Origin of the sequence: Bradyrhizobium sp. YCK136 (assembly GCF_044570075.1) — a bacterium.
Lineage (GTDB): Bacteria > Pseudomonadota > Alphaproteobacteria > Rhizobiales > Xanthobacteraceae > Bradyrhizobium > Bradyrhizobium diazoefficiens.
On the sequence record NZ_CP172424.1, the window covers coordinates 5013021 to 5031493 of the forward strand.

General features: G+C 62.9%; 13 protein-coding genes and 1 pseudogene. 8 read left to right on the forward strand and 6 right to left on the reverse strand.

Annotated features, from left to right (window positions below; all coding sequences use genetic code 11):
• Positions 1 to 63: 63 nt before the first annotated feature.
• The 3 genes from gyrA to ACFLEY_RS24555 form a co-directional block, all read right to left on the reverse strand.
• On the reverse strand, positions 64 to 2796 hold the full coding sequence (gene gyrA / locus ACFLEY_RS24545; RefSeq protein WP_060912124.1) for a DNA gyrase subunit A: 2733 nt from the start codon (positions 2794 to 2796) through the stop codon (positions 64 to 66).
• 167 nt (positions 2797 to 2963) lie between these two features.
• Positions 2964 to 3362, reverse strand: coding sequence for a DUF2306 domain-containing protein (locus tag ACFLEY_RS24550; protein ID WP_038967458.1), 399 nt, complete (start codon positions 3360 to 3362; stop codon positions 2964 to 2966).
• Between the two features lie 200 nt (positions 3363 to 3562).
• Complete coding sequence (locus ACFLEY_RS24555) at positions 3563 to 4051, reverse strand: single-stranded DNA-binding protein (RefSeq protein WP_060912123.1); 489 nt, start codon at positions 4049 to 4051, stop codon at positions 3563 to 3565.
• 449 nt (positions 4052 to 4500) lie between these two features.
• Between ACFLEY_RS24555 and ACFLEY_RS24560 the strand changes: the two genes are divergently transcribed.
• The 7 genes from ACFLEY_RS24560 to ACFLEY_RS24590 all read left to right on the forward strand — a co-directional run bounded on the left by ACFLEY_RS24560 (position 4501) and on the right by ACFLEY_RS24590 (position 13028).
• Entirely contained in the window at positions 4501 to 5280 is a 780-nt protein-coding gene (locus ACFLEY_RS24560; protein WP_060912122.1) for an outer membrane protein, read from the forward strand.
• A 235-nt stretch (positions 5281 to 5515) separates the two neighbouring features.
• Positions 5516 to 6205, forward strand: a complete 690-nt coding sequence (locus ACFLEY_RS24565; RefSeq protein ID WP_060912121.1) for an outer membrane protein — start codon at positions 5516 to 5518, stop codon at positions 6203 to 6205.
• Positions 6206 to 6428: 223 nt separating this feature from the next.
• Positions 6429 to 7181, forward strand: a complete 753-nt coding sequence (locus ACFLEY_RS24570) for an outer membrane protein (RefSeq protein WP_060912120.1) — start codon at positions 6429 to 6431, stop codon at positions 7179 to 7181.
• Between the two features lie 299 nt (positions 7182 to 7480).
• Positions 7481 to 10456, forward strand: a complete 2976-nt coding sequence (uvrA, locus tag ACFLEY_RS24575) for an excinuclease ABC subunit UvrA (RefSeq protein WP_011087470.1) — start codon at positions 7481 to 7483, stop codon at positions 10454 to 10456.
• Positions 10457 to 10561: 105 nt separating this feature from the next.
• Positions 10562 to 11380, forward strand: a complete 819-nt coding sequence (locus tag ACFLEY_RS24580) for a hypothetical protein (RefSeq protein WP_129557608.1) — start codon at positions 10562 to 10564, stop codon at positions 11378 to 11380.
• Between the two features lie 44 nt (positions 11381 to 11424).
• Positions 11425 to 12066, forward strand: coding sequence for an HAD-IA family hydrolase (locus tag ACFLEY_RS24585; protein ID WP_060912118.1), 642 nt, complete (start codon positions 11425 to 11427; stop codon positions 12064 to 12066).
• Between the two features lie 35 nt (positions 12067 to 12101).
• Entirely contained in the window at positions 12102 to 13028 is a 927-nt protein-coding gene (locus ACFLEY_RS24590) for a nucleoside hydrolase (protein ID WP_060912117.1), read from the forward strand.
• 39 nt (positions 13029 to 13067) lie between these two features.
• Here ACFLEY_RS24590 and ACFLEY_RS24595 read toward each other — a convergent pair whose 3' ends face one another.
• The 3 genes and pseudogenes from ACFLEY_RS24595 to ACFLEY_RS24605 form a co-directional block, all read right to left on the reverse strand.
• Positions 13068 to 14015 (reverse strand): cytochrome D1 domain-containing protein, encoded by a 948-nt coding sequence (locus ACFLEY_RS24595; RefSeq protein ID WP_060912116.1) that lies wholly within the window; start codon positions 14013 to 14015, stop codon positions 13068 to 13070.
• A gap of 2 nt (positions 14016 to 14017) precedes the next feature.
• Positions 14018 to 14583 (reverse strand): annotated as a pseudogene (locus tag ACFLEY_RS24600) (SRPBCC family protein).
• A gap of 791 nt (positions 14584 to 15374) precedes the next feature.
• Positions 15375 to 16142 carry an AAA family ATPase gene (locus ACFLEY_RS24605; protein ID WP_028171872.1) on the reverse strand — a complete coding sequence of 256 codons (768 nt, stop codon included), beginning with the start codon at positions 16140 to 16142 and terminating at the stop codon, positions 15375 to 15377.
• Between the two features lie 267 nt (positions 16143 to 16409).
• Between ACFLEY_RS24605 and ACFLEY_RS24610 the strand changes: the two genes are divergently transcribed.
• Positions 16410 to 18473 (forward strand): DUF1217 domain-containing protein, encoded by a 2064-nt coding sequence (locus ACFLEY_RS24610; RefSeq protein WP_060912298.1) that lies wholly within the window; start codon positions 16410 to 16412, stop codon positions 18471 to 18473.

The following is an 18473-nucleotide window of genomic DNA, read 5'->3' on the forward strand; positions in this document are numbered from 1 at the left end:
GGTCCCGGATTGCGCCGTCGGTCGGCGCTTCGCACCGACCTCCTGCGCCATCCGGGCTACGCGTTATTCCCCGTTCGCGCCATTCCCGCTCTCGGCCTCTTCCGTGATGTGCTCGACCGAGACGACATGCTCGTCCTCGGCGGTGTCGAACACGATCACGCCCTGCGTCGAGCGGCCGGCAATGCGGATGCCTTCGACCGGGCAGCGAATCAGCTGGCCCTTGTCGGTGACCAGCATGATTTGATCCGCGTCTTCCACCGGGAAGGACGCAACCAGATTGCCGTTGCGGTTGTTGACGCTCATGGCGACGATGCCTTTGCCGCCGCGGCCGGTGGTGCGGTACTCGTAGGACGAGGTCCGCTTGCCATAGCCGTTGACGGAGACGGTGAGCACGACCTGCTCGGCCGCCGACATCTCGACATAGCGTTCCTGGGCGAGCTGGAAGCTGCCGGAAGTCTCCTCGGCTTCGGCGTCCACTGCCGGCTCCTCGGTCGTGGCTTCGCCGGCCACCGCGCGGCGCATCTTCAAATAGGCCGAGCGTTCGTCGGACGTGGTCTCGACGTGGCGCAGGATCGCGAGCGAGATCACCTTGTCGCCCTCACCAAGCGCAATGCCGCGCACGCCCATCGAAGTACGCCCGGTGAACACGCGCACATCGGTGACGGGGAAGCGGATGCACTGGCCGCCGGCGCCGGTGAGCAGCACGTCATCGCGCTCGGTGCAGATCTGCACGTCGACGATCGCTTCATTCTCGTCGAGCTTCATGGCGATGATGCCGGAGCGGCGGACATCGACGAAGTCGGACAGCTTGTTGCGCCGGACGTTGCCGCCGGTGGTCGCGAACATCACGTCGAGGTTGCCCCAGGTCGATTCATCCTCCGGCAGCGGCATGATGGTGGTGATGCGCTCGCCCTGCTCCAGCGGCAGGATGTTGATCAGCGCCTTGCCGCGCGCGTTCGGCGCGGCCATGGGCAGGCGCCAGACCTTCTCCTTGTAGACCTGGCCGCGTGACGAGAAGAACAGCACCGGCGTGTGCGTGGAGGCGACGAACAGGCGCGAGACAAAATCCTCGTCGCGGGTCTGCATGCCGGCGCGGCCCTTGCCGCCGCGGCGCTGCGCCCGGTAGGCCGACAGCGGCACCCGCTTGACATAGCCGGCGTGCGAGACGGTGACGACCATGTCCTCGCGCTGAATCAGGTCCTCGTCCTCGACCTCGCCCTCCTGCTCCATGATCACGGTGCGGCGCGGGGTGGCGAACTCGGCCTTCACCTCGGCGAGCTCGGTCTTGATGATGCCCAGCACGCGCTCGCGCGAGCGCAGGATGTCGAGATAATCGGCAATCTCGCCGGCGAGCTTGTCGAGCTCGTCGCGGATTTCGTCGCGGCCGAGCGCGGTGAGGCGTTGCAGGCGCAGGTCGAGAATCGCCCTCGCCTGTTCCATCGACAGCCGGATCGTGCCGTCCGGGCTGATGCGGTGACGCGGATCGTCGATCAGCGTCAGCATGTCCTCGACGTCCCGGGCCGGCCAGTCGCGCGACATCAGGGTGTCGCGGGCGGTGGTCGGGTCGGGCGAGGTCCGGATGACGCGGATCATCTCGTCGATATTGGCGACCGCGATCGCGAGACCAACCAGGATATGCGCGCGATCGCGCGCCTTGGCGAGCAGGAACTTGGTGCGCCGCGTGACGACCCGCTCACGGAAGTCGACGAAGATGGCCAGCAGGTCCTTCAGATGCATGATCCGCGGACGGCCGCTGTCGAGCGCCACCATGTTGACGCCGAAGCTCGTCTGCAGCGGCGTGAATCTGTAGAGCTGATTCAGCACCACGTCCGCCACGGCGTCGCGCTTCAATTCGATGACGACGCGATAGCCGTCGCGGTCGGATTCATCGCGCAGGTCGCCGATGCCCTCGATCTTCTTTTCCTTGACCAGCTCGGCGATGCGCTCGACCATCGTCGCCTTGTTCACCTGGTAGGGGATCTCGGTGATGATGAGCGCCTCGCGCTCCTTGCGGATGGTCTCGATCGCGACCTTGCCGCGCATGACGATCGAGCCGCGGCCGAGATGATAGGCGGCGCGGATGCCCGCGCGCCCGAGAATGACGCCGCCGGTCGGGAAATCAGGTCCCGGCACGATGTTGATGAGCTCGTCGATGGTGAGCGCTGGGTTGTCGATCAGCGCGACGCAGGCGTCGATGACCTCGCCGAGATTGTGCGGCGGGATGTTGGTCGCCATGCCGACCGCGATGCCGCCGGTGCCGTTGACGAGAAGGTTCGGGAACTTGGCCGGCAGGACCGACGGCTCGGTCTCGTTGTTGTCGTAGTTCGGCTGGAAGTCGACGGTATCCTTGTCGATGTCGGCCAGCAGAGCCAGCGCCGCCTTCGTCAGGCGCGCTTCGGTGTAGCGATAGGCGGCCGGGGGATCGCCGTCGACCGAGCCGAAATTGCCCTGGCCGTCGATCAGCGGCACGCGCATCGAGAAGTCCTGCGCCATGCGGACCATGGCGTCGTAGATCGACTGGTCGCCGTGCGGATGATACTTACCGATGACGTCACCGACCACGCGGGCGGACTTGACGTATTTCTTGTCGGGTGTGTGCCCCTGCTCGTTCATCGAGTACAGGATGCGGCGATGCACCGGCTTCAGACCGTCGCGCGCATCGGGCAGCGCCCGCGCCACGATCACGCTCATGGCGTAGTCGAGATAGGACTTCTTCATCTCCTCGAAGATGGAGACGGGGCGAATATCCGAGGGTTGCGCCGGCTGGTCGCCGGGCTTGTCGTCGTCGTCAGCCAAGGGGAAATCCGGTGAGGTTTATCTGGGAATCATATAGCGCATCGAGCCCCTGATAACCACCCTTGCCGGGGTAAAGGAAGCGCTTTTTCCGACTGTTTTTCCAGAGACTTACGCCCTCCCCGGCACCGCCCTGGGCGGGGCCCGGACGAGCCGCCCGAAACCGCCCCTTAGGCCCCGAAAACCACGCGGTGCATGATGCGCCCGGGCAGCAGTGTAAACAGGCCCGCCACCACCAGCGCGCCGGCGAAGATGAAGATCATCATCAGCCGGTGATCGGCGACGCGATGGGCGTGCGCCCGCCATACCGCGAGCGGCAGCACCACCAGCGTGAAGATCGACAGGACATGGATCGGGCTGAACGGCCCGATCAGGCGGCTCTGGTGGATCCAGAACGAGGAGGCGGCCACGACCACCATCAGCACCACCCAGATCCAGCCGATCGTCCGGTGTGGCAGCGTGCCTTTGGGAGCGGCAAACTGGACCAGGCCGAGCACGAAGGCGGCCATGGCGGCAAAGGCATGCAGCGGGATCGCCGGAGCAGCCGTAAGCAGCGGCGCGAGGCTCATGCGGGGCTTCCTCCGATCGGCGGGTGATCCATGTGAATAGGATTAACATCAAGTTAATACCATTCACATGATGCCCCGTCAAAGGCTTGAAGCAGCACATGAGGCAAGCTCGGAAAAACCGAGCCCTGCCCGCCAATTGGTAAGAATTCCTGCGGCTCTACGCGAGCACGACAAAATTCGGGGCGAAGCGCCCGCCCGCCTCAGAACGGGATGTCGTCGTCCATGTCGCTGTTGCGGCCACCGGCGGCGACGGCGCGGCGCGGCGCGCTGCTGACGGGACCGGAGGAGCCGAAATCGCCGCCCGGCTCCTCGCCGAAGCTGCCGCCTCCCCCGCCGCCGCGGCCGTCGAGCATCGTCAGCGTCGAGTTGAACCCCTGGAGCACGACTTCGGTGGAGTACTTCTCAACGCCGCTCTGGTCGGTCCATTTGCGGGTCTGGAGCGCGCCCTCGATATAAACCTTGGCGCCCTTCTTCAGGTACTGCTCGGCGACCTTGCAGAGGCCTTCATTGAAGATCACCACGCGATGCCACTCGGTCTTTTCCTTGCGCTCGCCGCTGTTCTTGTCGCGCCAGGTCTCCGAGGTCGCGATGCTCAAATTCGCGATCGGCCGCCCGTCCTGGGTACGGCGGATTTCAGGATCCTTGCCGAGATTTCCAACCAAAATGACCTTGTTGACGCTTCCCGCCATCGCCGCTCTCCACTCCGAATGCCACTGAATTGATAAGGCCCGACCGCGCCCCGCGGTCCTCTGCAACCTATTGAGGCGATCCTATACGCTTGCGCGGACCGATCAGCCCACCAGCCCTCAGGTTATCCCCACATATAGCATCGGCCGCCGGCTCGTTCCAGATTTGTTCCTGTTCGAGCGAGTGCGAAATATATGGCCCGGGCGGTGCCCGCGCACTGCTCAAATGGCCGGCGCCGGATGGAACCTTTTCAGGTTCCCGTGAACGACGAAAAGCACTTAACATTCATTAAGTTACATACGCCGCACTTATCGCGCGACTGTTGTATTTCGGCGACGGACTCTGCCCACCCGTTAGGCTACGTTTGCCTCGGAATTGATTTCATATGGGCGTCGCGCCTGCTTGGCCGCTTCGGGGATTTCAAGAAGCGGCGGAAATTGGGGAGACTGCAATGAGTAAGATTTTGATTGGTGCAATCGGTGCAGTGGCGTTGAGCCTGTCGGCTCCTGCAAGCGCGGCGGATCTGGCGGCGCGTCCCTACACGAAGGCTCCGCCGCCAATGGTCGCGGCCATCTACGACTGGAGCGGCTTCTACATCGGCATCAACGGCGGCGGCGGCTCGGCCCACAAATGCTGGGATTTTGTAACTCCCGTCACCGGCGTTCTGATTGGCGAAGGTTGTCACAACGCGACCGGAGGCACGGTCGGCGGCCAGGTCGGCTATCGCTGGCAGTCGGCCAACTGGGTGTTCGGGCTCGAAGGCCAGGGCAACTGGGCCGACTTCTCCGGAGACAACGTCAGCACGACGTTCATCGGCACGGGTCTTCGCGACCGCTCCAAGATCAACGCGTTCGGTTTGTTCACAGGCCAAGTCGGCTATGCCTGGAATAACGTGCTGTTCTACGTGAAGGGCGGCGGCGCCGTCGTCAGCGATCGCTACCGCGGCTACGATGTCATCACCGGCCTCGAATTCGATCGGGCCAACGAGACCCGCTGGGGCGGCACCGTGGGTGCCGGCCTCGAGTTCGGATTCGCGCCAAACTGGACGGTCGGCGTCGAGTACGATCACATCTTCATGGGCAATCGCACCATCGGCTTCGCCGGCTCCGGCAACTTCATTGTGGCTCCGGCCGGCGCTTTCACACGCTCGGAACGCATCGGTCAGGACGTCGATATCGGCCTGGTCCGCGTGAACTATCGCTGGGGTGGCCCGGTCATCGCGAAGTACTGATATCTCTTTGATATCACTTGAAGATTGAAGGCCGGCCCCGTGCCGGCCTTTTTTTGTGCGACATGCCGGCGGCTATAAGTCAGCAACCATTACGTTTTGTGACTGTTGTGGCTTTTGAGAGACACAACTTGCGGCTTTGCTGGTGTAAGCACGACGTCAGTTGGACCACAGCGTCCGATGCCCTTCCCGATCGTGGAAGGCACAACAGAAACTGGGACTGGGATTTAGGTTGAAAATGAAGAAGGTTTTGTTGGCTTCGGCCTGTTTGTTCGCTTTTGCGGCCCCCGCGTCGGCTGCTGATCTCGCGGCTCGCCCGTACACGAAGGCTCCGGTGGCCGTGGCCTCGGTCTACAACTGGACCGGCTTCTACCTCGGTATCGTCGGTGGCGGCGCCTGGGAAAACGGCTCGGGCGACCCGAAGATGAAGGGTGGCTTCGTCGGCGGCACCGCCGGCTACAACTGGCAGACCGGCAACGTCGTGTTCGGTGTCGAAGCCGATGGCACCTGGGCTGACGTCAGCGCCTCGGCGACCGGCGCGACCGTTGTCCCCGGCTTCGGCGTTGCGACCGCGACCGTGAGCTCGAAGACCGACGCGATGGGCACCGTGCGCGGCCGCATCGGCTACGCCGTCAACAACGTCCTGTTCTACGGCACGGGCGGCTACGCCTGGATCGACAACAAGATCACCCTCTCCGCACTCGGCGTGTCCGTCTCGGACAGCAAGTTCCACTCCGGCTGGACCGTCGGCGCGGGCGTCGAAGCGTTCTTCGCGCCGCAGTGGTCGGTCAAGGGCGAGTACCTCTATCGCAGCCTCGGCGGCGAGACCTACTTCTCGGGCGCCCTGCCCACCGGCACGCTCAACTTCCACACCGTGCAGGTCGGCGTGAACTATCACTTTGGCGGTCCGATCCTCGCGAAGTACTGATCTTCGCCACCGACGCACATCGTCACGAAAGGCCGGCCTCGCGCCGGCCTTTTTGTTGTTCGCGCCCAAGTATCCAATCCAGCCGCTCGCTAGCGTTTTCGGAGAGGTGTGGCACCTCGGTGACACAACCTTTGGCTTTAATAATGTATAGCAATGACATCAGTCGGGTCGTTGGGTCCGCTGCTTTTCGCCGACGAAGAGAAACGAAACTGGGGAATTTGAAATGAAGAGAATTGTGCTGGCTTCGGCCAGTCTGCTCGTGCTCAGCGCGTTGGCTCCTGCCTCGGCGGCTGACCTGCCGGCCCGCCCTTACACCAAGGCGCCCGTGGCCGTGGCCTCGATCTACAACTGGAGCGGGTTCTACATCGGCGGCAACGCCGGTGGCGGCTCGAGCCATAATTGCTGGGATCTCACCGCCGTCGGAGTCGCCGCAATTCCGGTCACGGCTGAAGGCTGTCACAATGCGACCGGCGCTCTCGTCGGCGGCCAAATCGGCTATCGCTGGCAGTCCAGCAGCTGGGTGTTCGGCCTTGAAGCCCAGGGCGATTGGGCTGACCTGAAGGGCTCGAACGTCAGCGCTCCCGCCGCTCTCTTCCCGCTGGTGAACAATACCAAGATCGACGCCATCGGCCTCTTCACCGGCCAAGTCGGCTATGCCTGGAACAACGTGCTCTGGTACGTGAAGGGCGGCGCGGCCGTCACCCACAACAAGTTCAGCGGCACTCTGGCTGGCATTACGCTCGACACCGCGAACGAAACGCGCTGGGGCGGGACCGTCGGCACCGGCATCGAATTCGGCTTCGCTCCGAACTGGTCGGTCGCGGTCGAATACAACCACTTGTTCATGGGCAAGCACACCGACACTTTCACCTTCCTCGGCGTGGCCACCCGCAGCGACAGCATCAAGCAGGACGTCGACATGGGCACCGTCCGCCTCAACTACACCTTCGGCGGCCCCGTCGTCGCGAAGTACTGAGCTTCGCCTCCAACGGGATCGCGTTACGAAAGGCCGGCCTTGTGCCGGCCTTTTTGTTTTCGCGGACAGCCGAGCCGTCAGGGAATCGTGGGGCGAGAGGCCGTTCCGGTGCTCCGCTGCTGCCAGATGCCGCCAGCACGCCAACAATCCGTTGACGATTCGCAAGTCCCACTGGAAATCCGCCGCTGTTCTTCCTACGTTCGCTGACAACCCCATCGGCGCCGATCCCGGTTCCGGGCAAAGCGCGCCTTCACCATTGGCGCGGCCGCGCGTCTTTGGGATTCCCTGAGGACACCGGGATGGATGAAGTGATCAAGGCGAAGCGCCAACAACAGAACGCGGGCTCGAGCCTGCGCGCAATTACGATCCGTGGCGCGCGCGAGCATAACCTCAAGAACATCGACGTCGAGATTCCCCGCGACAAGCTCGTGGTGTTCACCGGCCTCTCCGGCTCCGGCAAATCCTCGCTCGCCTTCGACACCATCTATGCCGAGGGCCAGCGCCGCTACGTCGAATCGCTGTCGGCCTATGCGCGCCAGTTCCTGGAGATGATGCAGAAGCCCGACGTGGACCAGATCGACGGCCTGTCGCCGGCGATCTCGATCGAGCAGAAGACGACCTCGAAGAACCCGCGCTCCACCGTCGGCACCGTCACCGAGATCTACGACTATATGCGCCTGTTGTGGGCGCGCGTCGGCGTGCCCTATTCGCCCGCCACCGGCCTGCCGATCGAAAGCCAGACCGTCTCGCAGATGGTGGACCGCGTGCTGGCGCTGCCCGAGGGCACCCGCCTCTATCTGCTCGCGCCGGTCGTGCGCGGCCGCAAGGGCGAGTACCGCAAGGAGCTCGCCGAATGGCTCAAGAAGGGCTTTCAGCGCGTCAAGATCGACGGCACGTTCCACGAGCTTGCGGAAGCGCCGACGCTGGACAAGAAGTTTCCGCACGACATCGACGTCGTCGTCGACCGCATCGTGGTGCGCGCCGACATCGGCCAGCGTCTCGCCGAAAGCTTCGAGACCGCGCTGAAGCTCGCCGAGGGCCTTGCCGTCGTCGAATTCGCCGATGCGCCCGCAGCCGCGCCGGCCGAGGAAAAGAAGAAGACCGCGAAGATCCACGACAAGAGCGGACCCGAGCGCATCCTGTTCTCGGAAAAGTTCGCCTGCCCCGTCTCCGGCTTCACGATTCCCGAGATCGAGCCCCGCCTGTTCTCGTTCAACAATCCCTATGGCGCCTGCCCCGCTTGCGGGGGCCTCGGCGTCGAGCAGCATGTCGACGAGGACCTCGTCATCCCCGACAAGGAGCTCGCCATCGGCAAGGGCGCGATCGCGCCCTGGGCGAAATCGTCATCACCCTATTACGTGCAGACGCTGACGGCGCTCGGCAAGCACTACAAGTTCACGCTGACCACCAAGTGGAAGGATCTGCCCAAGAAGACGAGAGACGCGATCCTCCATGGCTCCGGCGAGGACGAGATCAAGTTCTCCTATGAGGACGGGGTGCGCTCCTACGACACCAAGAAACCGTTCGAGGGCGTCATCACCAACATCAACCGCCGCTATCGCGAGACCGAGAGCGAGTGGGCGCGCGAGGAGCTGGCGAAGTATTTCCACGACGTGCCCTGCGGCGCCTGCAACGGTTTTCGGCTCAAGCCCGAGGCGCTCTGCGTCAAGGTCGGCACCAAGCACATCGGCGAGATCTCCGAACTGTCGGTCAAGAAGGCCGGCGAGTGGTTCGAGACCGTGCCGGAGGCGCTGAACAAGCAGCAGAACGAGATCGCCGGCCGCATCCTCAAGGAGATCCGCGAGCGCCTCACCTTCCTGCTCGACGTCGGCCTCAACTACCTCACCCTCTCCCGCTCCTCCGGCACGCTGTCGGGCGGCGAGAGCCAGCGCATCCGCCTGGCCTCGCAGATCGGCTCGGGACTGACCGGCGTGCTCTACGTCCTGGACGAGCCGTCGATCGGCCTGCACCAGCGCGACAACGCGCGCCTGCTCGACACGCTCAAGCGCCTGCGCGACCTCGGCAACACCGTGGTCGTGGTCGAGCATGACGAGGACGCCATTCGTCTCGCCGACTACGTGCTCGACATCGGCCCCGGCGCCGGCATGCATGGCGGCCACATCGTCGCCGAAGGCACGCCCGCCGAGATCATGCGCAATCCGAAATCGCTGACCGGCAAATATCTCACCGGCGAGCTCGAGGTCGAGGTGCCGGAGCGGCGTCCGCCGAACCATCGCCGCACCATCAAGGTGGTCAACGCGCGCGGCAATAACCTCAAGAACGTCACCGCCGAGATTCCGCTCGGCCTGTTCACCTGCGTCACCGGTGTTTCCGGCGGCGGCAAGTCGACGCTGCTGATCGACACGCTCTACCGCGCCATCGCCCGCAAGCTGAACAATGCCAGCGAAGGCGCCGCCCCGCACGACCGCATCGAGGGCCTCGAGCACATCGACAAGATCATCGACATCGACCAGTCGCCGATCGGCCGTACCCCGCGCTCGAACCCCGCGACCTATACCGGCGCCTTCACGCCGATCCGCGAATGGTTCGCCGGCCTGCCCGAAGCCAAGGCGCGCGGCTACGAGCCCGGCCGGTTCTCCTTCAACGTCAAGGGCGGCCGCTGCGAGGCCTGCCAGGGCGACGGCGTCATCAAGATCGAGATGCACTTCCTGCCGGATGTCTACGTCACCTGCGACGTCTGCAAGGGCAAGCGCTACAACCGCGAAACGCTGGAGGTCCTGTTCAAGGGCAAGAGCATCGCCGATGTGCTCGACATGACCGTCGAGGAAGCCGCCGACTTCTTCAAGGCGGTCCCGCGCGTGCGCGAGACCTTCCAGACCCTGCACCGCGTCGGCCTCGATTACATCCATGTCGGCCAGCAAGCGACGACCCTGTCTGGCGGTGAGGCGCAGCGCGTCAAGCTCGCCAAGGAACTGTCCAAGCGCGCCACCGGCCGCACGCTCTACATCCTGGACGAGCCCACCACCGGCCTGCACTTCCACGACGTCAAGAAGCTCCTGGAGGTGCTGCACGAGCTGGTCGCGCAGGGCAACACGGTCGTCGTCATCGAGCACAATCTCGAAGTCATCAAGACCGCCGACTGGGTCATCGACCTCGGCCCCGAAGGCGGCGACGGCGGCGGCGAGATCGTCGCCTGGGGCCCGCCGGAGGACATCGCGAAAGCGCCGCGGAGCTATACGGGCAAGTTCCTGGAGCCGGTGCTGAAGAAGGCGCGGAAGCCGAAGCGGCGGAGCACGAGCGAGGCGGCGGAGTAGTTCTCTTCTTACCTATTTGGCAAAATTCTATCCCTGGTTGACAACCACTCAGAAGAACGCTTCATTTGATCAATTGCTCAATTTCATATGCTTGGAGTAGTTGCTTTGGACCAAGCGCATATTCGGCCATCGTTCACGAACGCCATTTTAGAAGGTAGCGCCATTCTTTTCGTCGGTGCGGGCCTTTCGTTCCTTAGCAAGAACAAGAATGGAACCACACTGCCCAATGGCGAACTTCTCAAGCAACTTCATACTGAAACCGGCACTAAGAAGGTCTTCCCCTTAGAAAAGATATCAAGCTTCTATGTAAAGAAATTTGGGTCCGCCCGCCTCTACGAATATCTCTTGAACGCTCTCACCGTTCATTCGATGTCAAAAGAGCTTGTTGATTTTTATAAGCTACCTTGGCGGCGTATTTATACCACGAACTACGACAACGCGATCGAGTTCGCGCGACATAGTTCACGAGGGAAGCTTGGAATTGCGTCCACAATTGCGTCGAAGTTTTCAGACGCCGAAACCGCGTTCAAGAACGCCTACGCGCGCGAGAATTCGAAAAGCCGCCCAAATACAATAAGGATTGATAACTATTACGCTAGGTTTCAGCTGGAGCATGCAGCGTGGATCGATGGGGCCGATCAGGCATTTCGGCTGTTCAAATCCGGGTTCAATCTTCTCCTCAAGCAAATTTTCAAGGACGATAATCGCCACTACCCGTTTAAAGCCGGCCGAGCACTAGCTGGCCTTGCCGCCAAGCACTATGATCATTGGTCGACTACTGAACAACAATCGTTCGCAGGCGGATGCTCAACTTTGCTCAAGAAAGCTCAGGAGTGGACAACCAAGAACAAGTCCAGCCATGAAGACGTCTCCGCGATGATCCGAGAGATCAATCTGATTATGAAGCGTATCGGCGGCAAGTAGTTTTTCGGACATAGCATCGTACATTCTTCAGTTTTTTTTGCCAAATGCCCTACTCCCTCGCCATCTTCGACCTCGACGGCACGCTAGCCGACAGCTTCCCCTGGTTCCTGCGCACCATCAACGACGTCGCCGACCGCTTCGGCTTTCGGCGTGTCGCCGATGAGGACATCGAGGGGCTGCGGCATGCCTCGTCGCGCGAGATCCTCAGCCGGCTTGAGGTGCCGCTGTGGAAGCTGCCGGCGATCGCGCGGCATGCGCGGCGGCTGAAGGCCGAGGCAGCTGGCGAGATCTCGCTGTTTGCCGGCGTCGAGACGATGCTGCAGACGCTGGCCGAGAACGGCGTGCAGCTCGCGCTGGTGACTTCCGACAGCGAAGCCAATGCCCGCGAGAAGCTCGGCGAGGCCGCGGCGCTGTTTGCGCATTTCGATTGCTCTGCGTCGATATTCGGCAAGCCCGCGAAATTCCGCCGCGTCATCCGGCGCGCCAGCGTGGAGCTCGACCGTGTCATCGCGATCGGCGACGAGGTGCGCGACATCGAGGCGGCGCGCGCGGTCGGCATCGCCTGCGGCGCGGTCAGCTGGGGCTATGCGGCCCCAGCGGCGTTGCGGGCGCTTGCGCCGGATCACATGTTCGCGCAGATGGAGGACATTGCCGAAGTGGTCTGCCGGATTCCGCAGAGAGCCTGATCCGCAATCGCCACGCACGGCCCAGGGAGACGGCAATGACACTCACGGACGCAGTGCGCCTCAAGCTCCTGGAACCGCCGGTCGGCCGGTTGCGTGTCGTGCTCGACACCGACACCTATAACGAGATCGATGACCAGTTCGCGCTCGTGCAGATGCTGCTGTCACCGGAGCGCTTCGAGGTCGAGGCGATCTACGCCGCACCGTTCTTCAATGCGCGCGCGGACAGTCCCGGCCACGGCATGGAGCTGAGCTACCAGGAAATCCTCCGCCTGCTGGAGCGTCTGAGCGTCGCGTCGGAAGGCCTGGTTCATCGCGGCGTCACCGACTATGTCGGCCCAGGCAAGACGGCGCGGACGGCACCCGCCGTGGACGACCTCATCGCCCGGGCACGCGCGGGCACGCAGGACAATCCGCTCTACGTCATCGCCATCGGCGCTATCAGCAACGTCGCCTCCGCCCTTCTGAAGGCACCCGACATCATCGACCGTATCGTCGTGGTCTGGCTCGGCGGCCATGCGCTGGAATGGCCCGACACCATCGAATTCAACCTCAAGCAGGATGTCGGCGGTGCGCAGGTGCTGCTCGACAGCGGCGTGCCGCTCGTGCTGGTGCCGTGCAAGGGCGTCACCTCGCGCCTCCACAGCACGGTGCCGGAGATCGAGCGCTACGTCGAACCGCATGGCAGCATCGGCGCATTCCTCGCGATGCGGTTCAAGGAGTATTCGTCCGACCACATGGGCTGGGCCAAGGAGATCTGGGACATGGCGCCGGTCGGCTGGCTGCTGAACCCCATGTGGGCGCCGAGCGTGATCATCCCCGCTCCGGTCCTCACGGACCAGATGACGTGGAGCATCGACCGCAGGCGGCATCCGATCCGCTACGTGACCTACGTGGATCGCAACCCGATCCTGAAGGACTTCTTCCTGAAGCTGCGGGATTTCACCGCGTCGAAAGTGCCGTAGGGTGGGCAAAGCGACTTGTCCGCCGCGCCTCTGCCCGCCCTACTCCGTCCTCCGCAGGAACGCCCCGAACGCGCGCGGGCCGTCGCCGGTCTTGACCTCGCCGATCACCTTCAGTTCGGTGGTGTCGATGATATCGAGCGTGTTGCTCTCCCAGCAGGCCACGATGATACGCTTGCCGTCGGCCGTTGCATTGATGCCTTCGGGGTAGTCGCCGACATTGATGCGCTTCACCGGCTTCAGCGTCGCCAGATCGAACACGCTGACGGTGCCGCCATACTGGTCCGTGACGAAGCCGCGCCCCTGCGCCAGCGCCACCGCATAGGGCCGCATCCCGACCGGCACGCGGCCGATCTCGGCCCCGGTGGCGATGTCGATCACGGAGATGTCGTTGGAGCCGACATTGGCGGTGTAGGCGCGTTTTCCATCGGTATCGATGGTGACGCCGAACGGGCGCGTGCCGACCTTGATGACCGCCTTGCGCGCGCGCGTCGCCGTGTCCACCACCGAGACGCTGTCGTCGTCGCGGTCCGCCGAGAGCAGCAGCTTGCCGTCAGGCGTCACCGCGAGGCCCGACGGCGAGGCGCCGACCGCGATGCTGGCCGTGACGCTGCGGCTCGCCGCGTCGATCACCCGCACCGCCGCGGCGTACCAGTCGGCGACATAGACGGTCCGGCCGTCGGGCGCCACGGCAATGCCGAGCGGGCCGCCGCCGACCTCAATCCGCCCCGCAACCTGCCGCGTTACCGCGTCCACCACCGTCACCGCCTTGGCATCCGGGCTGGTGACATAGGCAAAGCGGCCGTCGGCGCTGACGGCGATACCCGCCGGCTTGCCACCGATCGGGATGGTTGCCACCGCACGTGCGGTGGCAAGGTCCACGACCATCAGATCGTCGCTGAGCTGGTTGGTGACGAAGGCCTCCTCAGCGGACGCGCTGCCGAGGCAGGCAAGGCTGGCGGCGAGCGCCGCCAGGACCAGCACGCGCACGGTCAGCTTCCGCTCTCGATCTTCTTCTTCAGTGCCTCGAGGCCGGCCTTGTAGAGCCCGCTCACCGCAGTCTTGGCGGCCTCGTCGCTCAGCTCCGGCGGCGGATCGTTGTTGGGAAAGCCGCGGTAGAACGCGCCGGCCCATTCCAGCGTCGCGCCCTTGCCGTCGGCGCTCGGCGTCACCGTCAGCGTCGAGGAATAGTTGGTAACCGGAAGCACCTTCACGTCCACGGCGGTGATCCGGTAGGAATAGGTCATGGCGGCCGCGTCGAACTTGTAGAGCTCCTCGTCCACGGTCGCCCCGCCGGTCAGGGTCAGCCGCCGCGTCGCGCCGATCTCGTTGCCCTTCTCGCCCTCGGTCTTGGTGACGGGCGGGAGCCAGCTCATGTCCTGGAAATTGCCGATCACCGCCCACACCTTGGCCGGGCTGCGTTGATCTCGATGGATTCGCGCACCTTCTGCCGGGTCGGCCCGTGTGCCCAAACCGGCTCAAATGCGGCCGTCAGAGCCATCCCCGCCACCGCCAGCGCCGCCACCCCGGCGACCGCCGTTCCGCTTCTCATCCTCATACCGTTTCCTCACTCCTGGAGCTGCGCGACTTGAGGCGCGCTGCGATCATCGTAGCGCATTTTCGGGCCGTGGGGAGACCGGTTCGTGGCACGGCTGTGGCGGGGATCGCTCCCGCATCCACGCCATCCCTTGCGTTGCCCGACGGGCAAAACACACAAGGCCGGGGTCAATCCGTTCCGATCAAAACAATTCGCTTTACGCGAATTCGGAAATGTCGCATGTTTCGGCCATCCCAGCCCGGTCCGAGGGGCGTATCGCGATCGTCACGACACGCGGGATGGGACGTGGTGGACGCAGGCGGCGTCGGCGCGAAGGTGGTTTGCAGGGTGGCTCGCGCCGTGAGCAACGACCCGCGCGCACACGACCGGTGCAGCCTGCGTACGGCAAAATCGTGTGGTCCTGGCATCCGGGGTCCGTGTGCCAAGTCTTGCGGTGACGCGTGCTGCCCGACCGGGCGGGCGCGTCAGCCATCCGCAAGGCGACGGGGGCAATAGTGCATCGCTCCCCGGGGAGATCACGACATAAGCCGTAAAACCACTGCGCAGGGAAGGCCGGATGTTCGGCTTCACCTGTATGCCGCTGTGCATCTGCTTCCAGCGCATTTCGCGCACAGCGGACCGCGGGTGCCAGCCGGCACCCGGCCTTCCCTGCGCCCTCGGCACTTTCGAGGGCGGTGACGACAGCAAGGCTCGGGCAGTTCATGCCGCGGGGCCGCGAAGGTGTGTTCGCGATTCAGATGCGAGTGGAAAAACAATGCGCGTGCCTCATTGAAGCGGCAGACGTCCCCCAATCATTCCGCCAGCGTCGCCTCCACGAAGCCCCGCGGGTCGTCACAAAACTCCCGCATCAGCCGGTAATGGTCGGTCTCCTCCACCGTCACCGGCACCAGCCCGTATTTCCCGAGCCGCAGCAGCTTCGCATTGGGATAGGCCATCAGCATCGGCGAATGGGTCGCCATGATGACCTGGCAGATGCGGGAGTCGTCCATGCGTCGCAAGAGCTTCAGGAATTCGATCTGACGCGTCGGCGACAGCGCCGATTCCGGCTCGTCGAAGATGAAGATGCCCTGGCGCTGGCAGCGCTCTTCGAAGAAGCGCAGAAAACCTTCGCCATGGGAATGCGACAGAAAATCGGGTCCGACCTGGCCGGCATCACGTGCGGCCTTGTCGAGATATCGCGCCACCGAGAAAAAACTCTCGGCGCGGAAAAACCAGCCGTTGGTGATCTTCGGCAGCCAGCTTGCGCGCAACGCCTTGGAAAGCTGGCCACCCATCTTCTCCCGCGCGTCGGAATGATCGACCGGCATGTAGCCCTTGCCGCCACCAGCATCGTCGTAGCCGGCAAGCGCCGCGATACCCTCGAGGATCGTCGACTTCCCGGTGCCATTCTCTCCGACGATGATCGTGATGGCGGCGTCGAAGCTAAGCTCGAAATCATCCGGGAAGATGGGCAGGCAAAACGGATAAGCCTCGCGATCGTGAACCTGCGACGGATCGAGCCAGATCCGCTTCAGATACGGCGCCGGCAGGTTGATCGTGCGATTGCTTCTTCGGCTCATGTCCGGCTTCCAACCCACTCCGGTCGATATTTCGGCCGGAACATATCAGGAACACAATCTTCGCGAAAGCTGCATCTGAGAAACATACAGCAACAAAACTCGGCACGCGTCACTTGGACGCAAACTAAAACTTAAGATTGTACTCTAGAATCGCCTTAAGAAGACGTTGCTGTGAGACAATCTGTTGGCATGAGGCCAGCCCCTACCTCGCGACCCGGCAATGATTGACGGACGTCCAGGACCGTAAGAAGCCGCGAGGAATGCGCGATGGTATCAACGTATTTCAGCTACAACTACATTTCGCACCATCTCAAGCAATCCCTGACGCGGGTCGAACAGCAGACCGACGTCGCGCGAGAGGCCGCCTATTACAAAGCCAACATCGGCAAGGTGAAGACCGTCGATGATCTCATGAAGGATTATCGCCTGTATCATTACGCACTGAAGGCGTATGGCCTGGAAGACATGGCCTACGCCAAGGCTTTCATGAGAAAGGTGCTGGAGAGCGACCTCTCCGACGCAAAGAGCTTTGTCAACAAGCTGGTCGACAAGCGTTACCGGGAGTTTGCCGCGGCATTTTCCTTCAACGGCACTGCGACGCCGGTTGCGCAATCGGAGAACCAGACCGACGAGACGATCGGTCTGTACACGGCAACCAAGAAGAGCCAGGTCGACGCACTTGCGGACGATACGAAATACTACAGCGCCCAGATCGGCAGCATCAGCAGTGCTGATCAGCTGCTGAACAACGATCGTCTCCGCAACTATGTCTATTCGGCATTCGGGATCGATCAAAGCAAGTGGCCGCCCGACACGATAAGCCAGGTCCTGCGCAGCGACCCATCCGATCCGAACAGCTATGTCAACACCGCCTTCGCGTCTCAGTTGACCGGCCTCAACGCCCAGCTCGCTCAAGCCAAATCGGACGTGAGCGCCACCAATACGAAGATCGCCGACTACACGGCCCAACTCTCGCAACCGGGCGCCGACGTGGCTCAGTTGAACGTCCAGATCCTGGTCGAAAAATATCACCTGGAGTCGTACACGAAGAGCATTTCCAGCCTCAACGACCAGATCGCGACGATAGGTGGCTTTGTAGACCTGGCCGGCGCGTTCGAGTTTTCGGCTGACGGGTCGCTGCCGTCGGGTGTGCCCGCGCAGACTGCTGCAAACGTCACGCTCACGACAAAGCGGTTCGACGACAGCAAGTCCGACGTCTATGCGGCGGCAAGTCCCCTGAATGAGGCCTTCGCAACCGTTCAATTCAGAAACGCGATCGGCAAGATCGATTCAGTCCAGGCGTTCGTATCGACTCCAGCCGTGTATGATTTTGCGCTGGGCGCCGTCGGCCTCGATCCTGCAGAGGTCTCGCAGGCCACCGTCAAGGCGGCCCTCGAAAGCGATCTCAGCGATCCCAAGAGCTTCGTCTATACGCTCAAGGACAACCGATACGTCGAGCTCGCGCGCGCCTTCAACTTCGACGCAAAGGGCAATCTGACGACCCCCTTGGTGGCTCAGGACTCGGCAAAAGTCCTCCAGACCGCGAAGGACTACGTCATTGCAGTGCTGAAACAGGCAAGCCCTGAGCAGCACAAAGCGGTTCGGGAACAGGCCCAGAAAGACGCGACGTCCTATCAGGAGGCCATCGCAGGCATCGACAGCGTTTCTGAGCTGCTTGCGAACCGGAAGATGGTCGATTTCATTCTCGTCGCCAAGGGCCTGGACCCCAAGAAGGTCAGCACCGAATATCTGAAGAAGATATTCGCGTCCGATCTGAATAATCCAAAGAGCTTCGCGAACACCGAGAGCGATCATCGCTTTGCCGAGATCGCGGCGTCGTTCAATTTCGACAGCAAGGGCAATGTCGCGCGCCTTGCGATGGTTGGTCCTCAGAAGCAAGTCCAGCTGCGGGAAACCCAGGCGAACTATCTCCAGCAAAGCCTCGAGCAGCAGCAGGGCGATACGAATCCCGGCGTGCGCCTGGCGCTCTATTTCCAGCGAAAGGCGGGGGAGATCACGTCCGCATACGACATCCTTGCCGACAAGGCTCTTTCGGAGGTGTTCAGGACCACCTTCAATTTGCCTGACTCGATGGCGGCGATGCCAATCGACCAGCAGGCCAAGTTCGTGGACAAATTCATGAAGATCAAAGATCTTTCCGATCCCGCGAAGGTCGAAAAGCTGCTGGGCCGTTTCTCCGCCATGTATGACGTCAAAAACGGCCAGAGCATCGGTCAGGGACAATCCCCCTTGCTCAATCTCTTTCAGGGATCCGGCTCGGGGCTAAGTGACTCTACGTACTTGGCCATTGCCAAGCTACGTTCTCACTGA

What these genes read in the sequence shown, in the direction of transcription:
- ACFLEY_RS24550 (WP_038967458.1), bottom strand. Translation starts at nt 3,362, where the DNA reads ATGAGCCTCGCGCCGCTGCTTACGGCTGCTCCGGCGATCCCGCTGCAT.
- ACFLEY_RS24555 (WP_060912123.1), bottom strand. Translation starts at nt 4,051, where the DNA reads ATGGCGGGAAGCGTCAACAAGGTCATTTTGGTTGGAAATCTCGGCAAG.
- ACFLEY_RS24560 (WP_060912122.1), top strand. Translation starts at nt 4,501, where the DNA reads ATGAGTAAGATTTTGATTGGTGCAATCGGTGCAGTGGCGTTGAGCCTG.
- ACFLEY_RS24565 (WP_060912121.1), top strand. Translation starts at nt 5,516, where the DNA reads ATGAAGAAGGTTTTGTTGGCTTCGGCCTGTTTGTTCGCTTTTGCGGCC.
- ACFLEY_RS24570 (WP_060912120.1), top strand. Translation starts at nt 6,429, where the DNA reads ATGAAGAGAATTGTGCTGGCTTCGGCCAGTCTGCTCGTGCTCAGCGCG.
- uvrA (WP_011087470.1), top strand. Translation starts at nt 7,481, where the DNA reads ATGGATGAAGTGATCAAGGCGAAGCGCCAACAACAGAACGCGGGCTCG.
- ACFLEY_RS24585 (WP_060912118.1), top strand. Translation starts at nt 11,425, where the DNA reads ATGCCCTACTCCCTCGCCATCTTCGACCTCGACGGCACGCTAGCCGAC.
- ACFLEY_RS24590 (WP_060912117.1), top strand. Translation starts at nt 12,102, where the DNA reads ATGACACTCACGGACGCAGTGCGCCTCAAGCTCCTGGAACCGCCGGTC.
- ACFLEY_RS24605 (WP_028171872.1), bottom strand. Translation starts at nt 16,142, where the DNA reads ATGAGCCGAAGAAGCAATCGCACGATCAACCTGCCGGCGCCGTATCTG.
- ACFLEY_RS24610 (WP_060912298.1), top strand. Translation starts at nt 16,410, where the DNA reads ATGGTATCAACGTATTTCAGCTACAACTACATTTCGCACCATCTCAAG.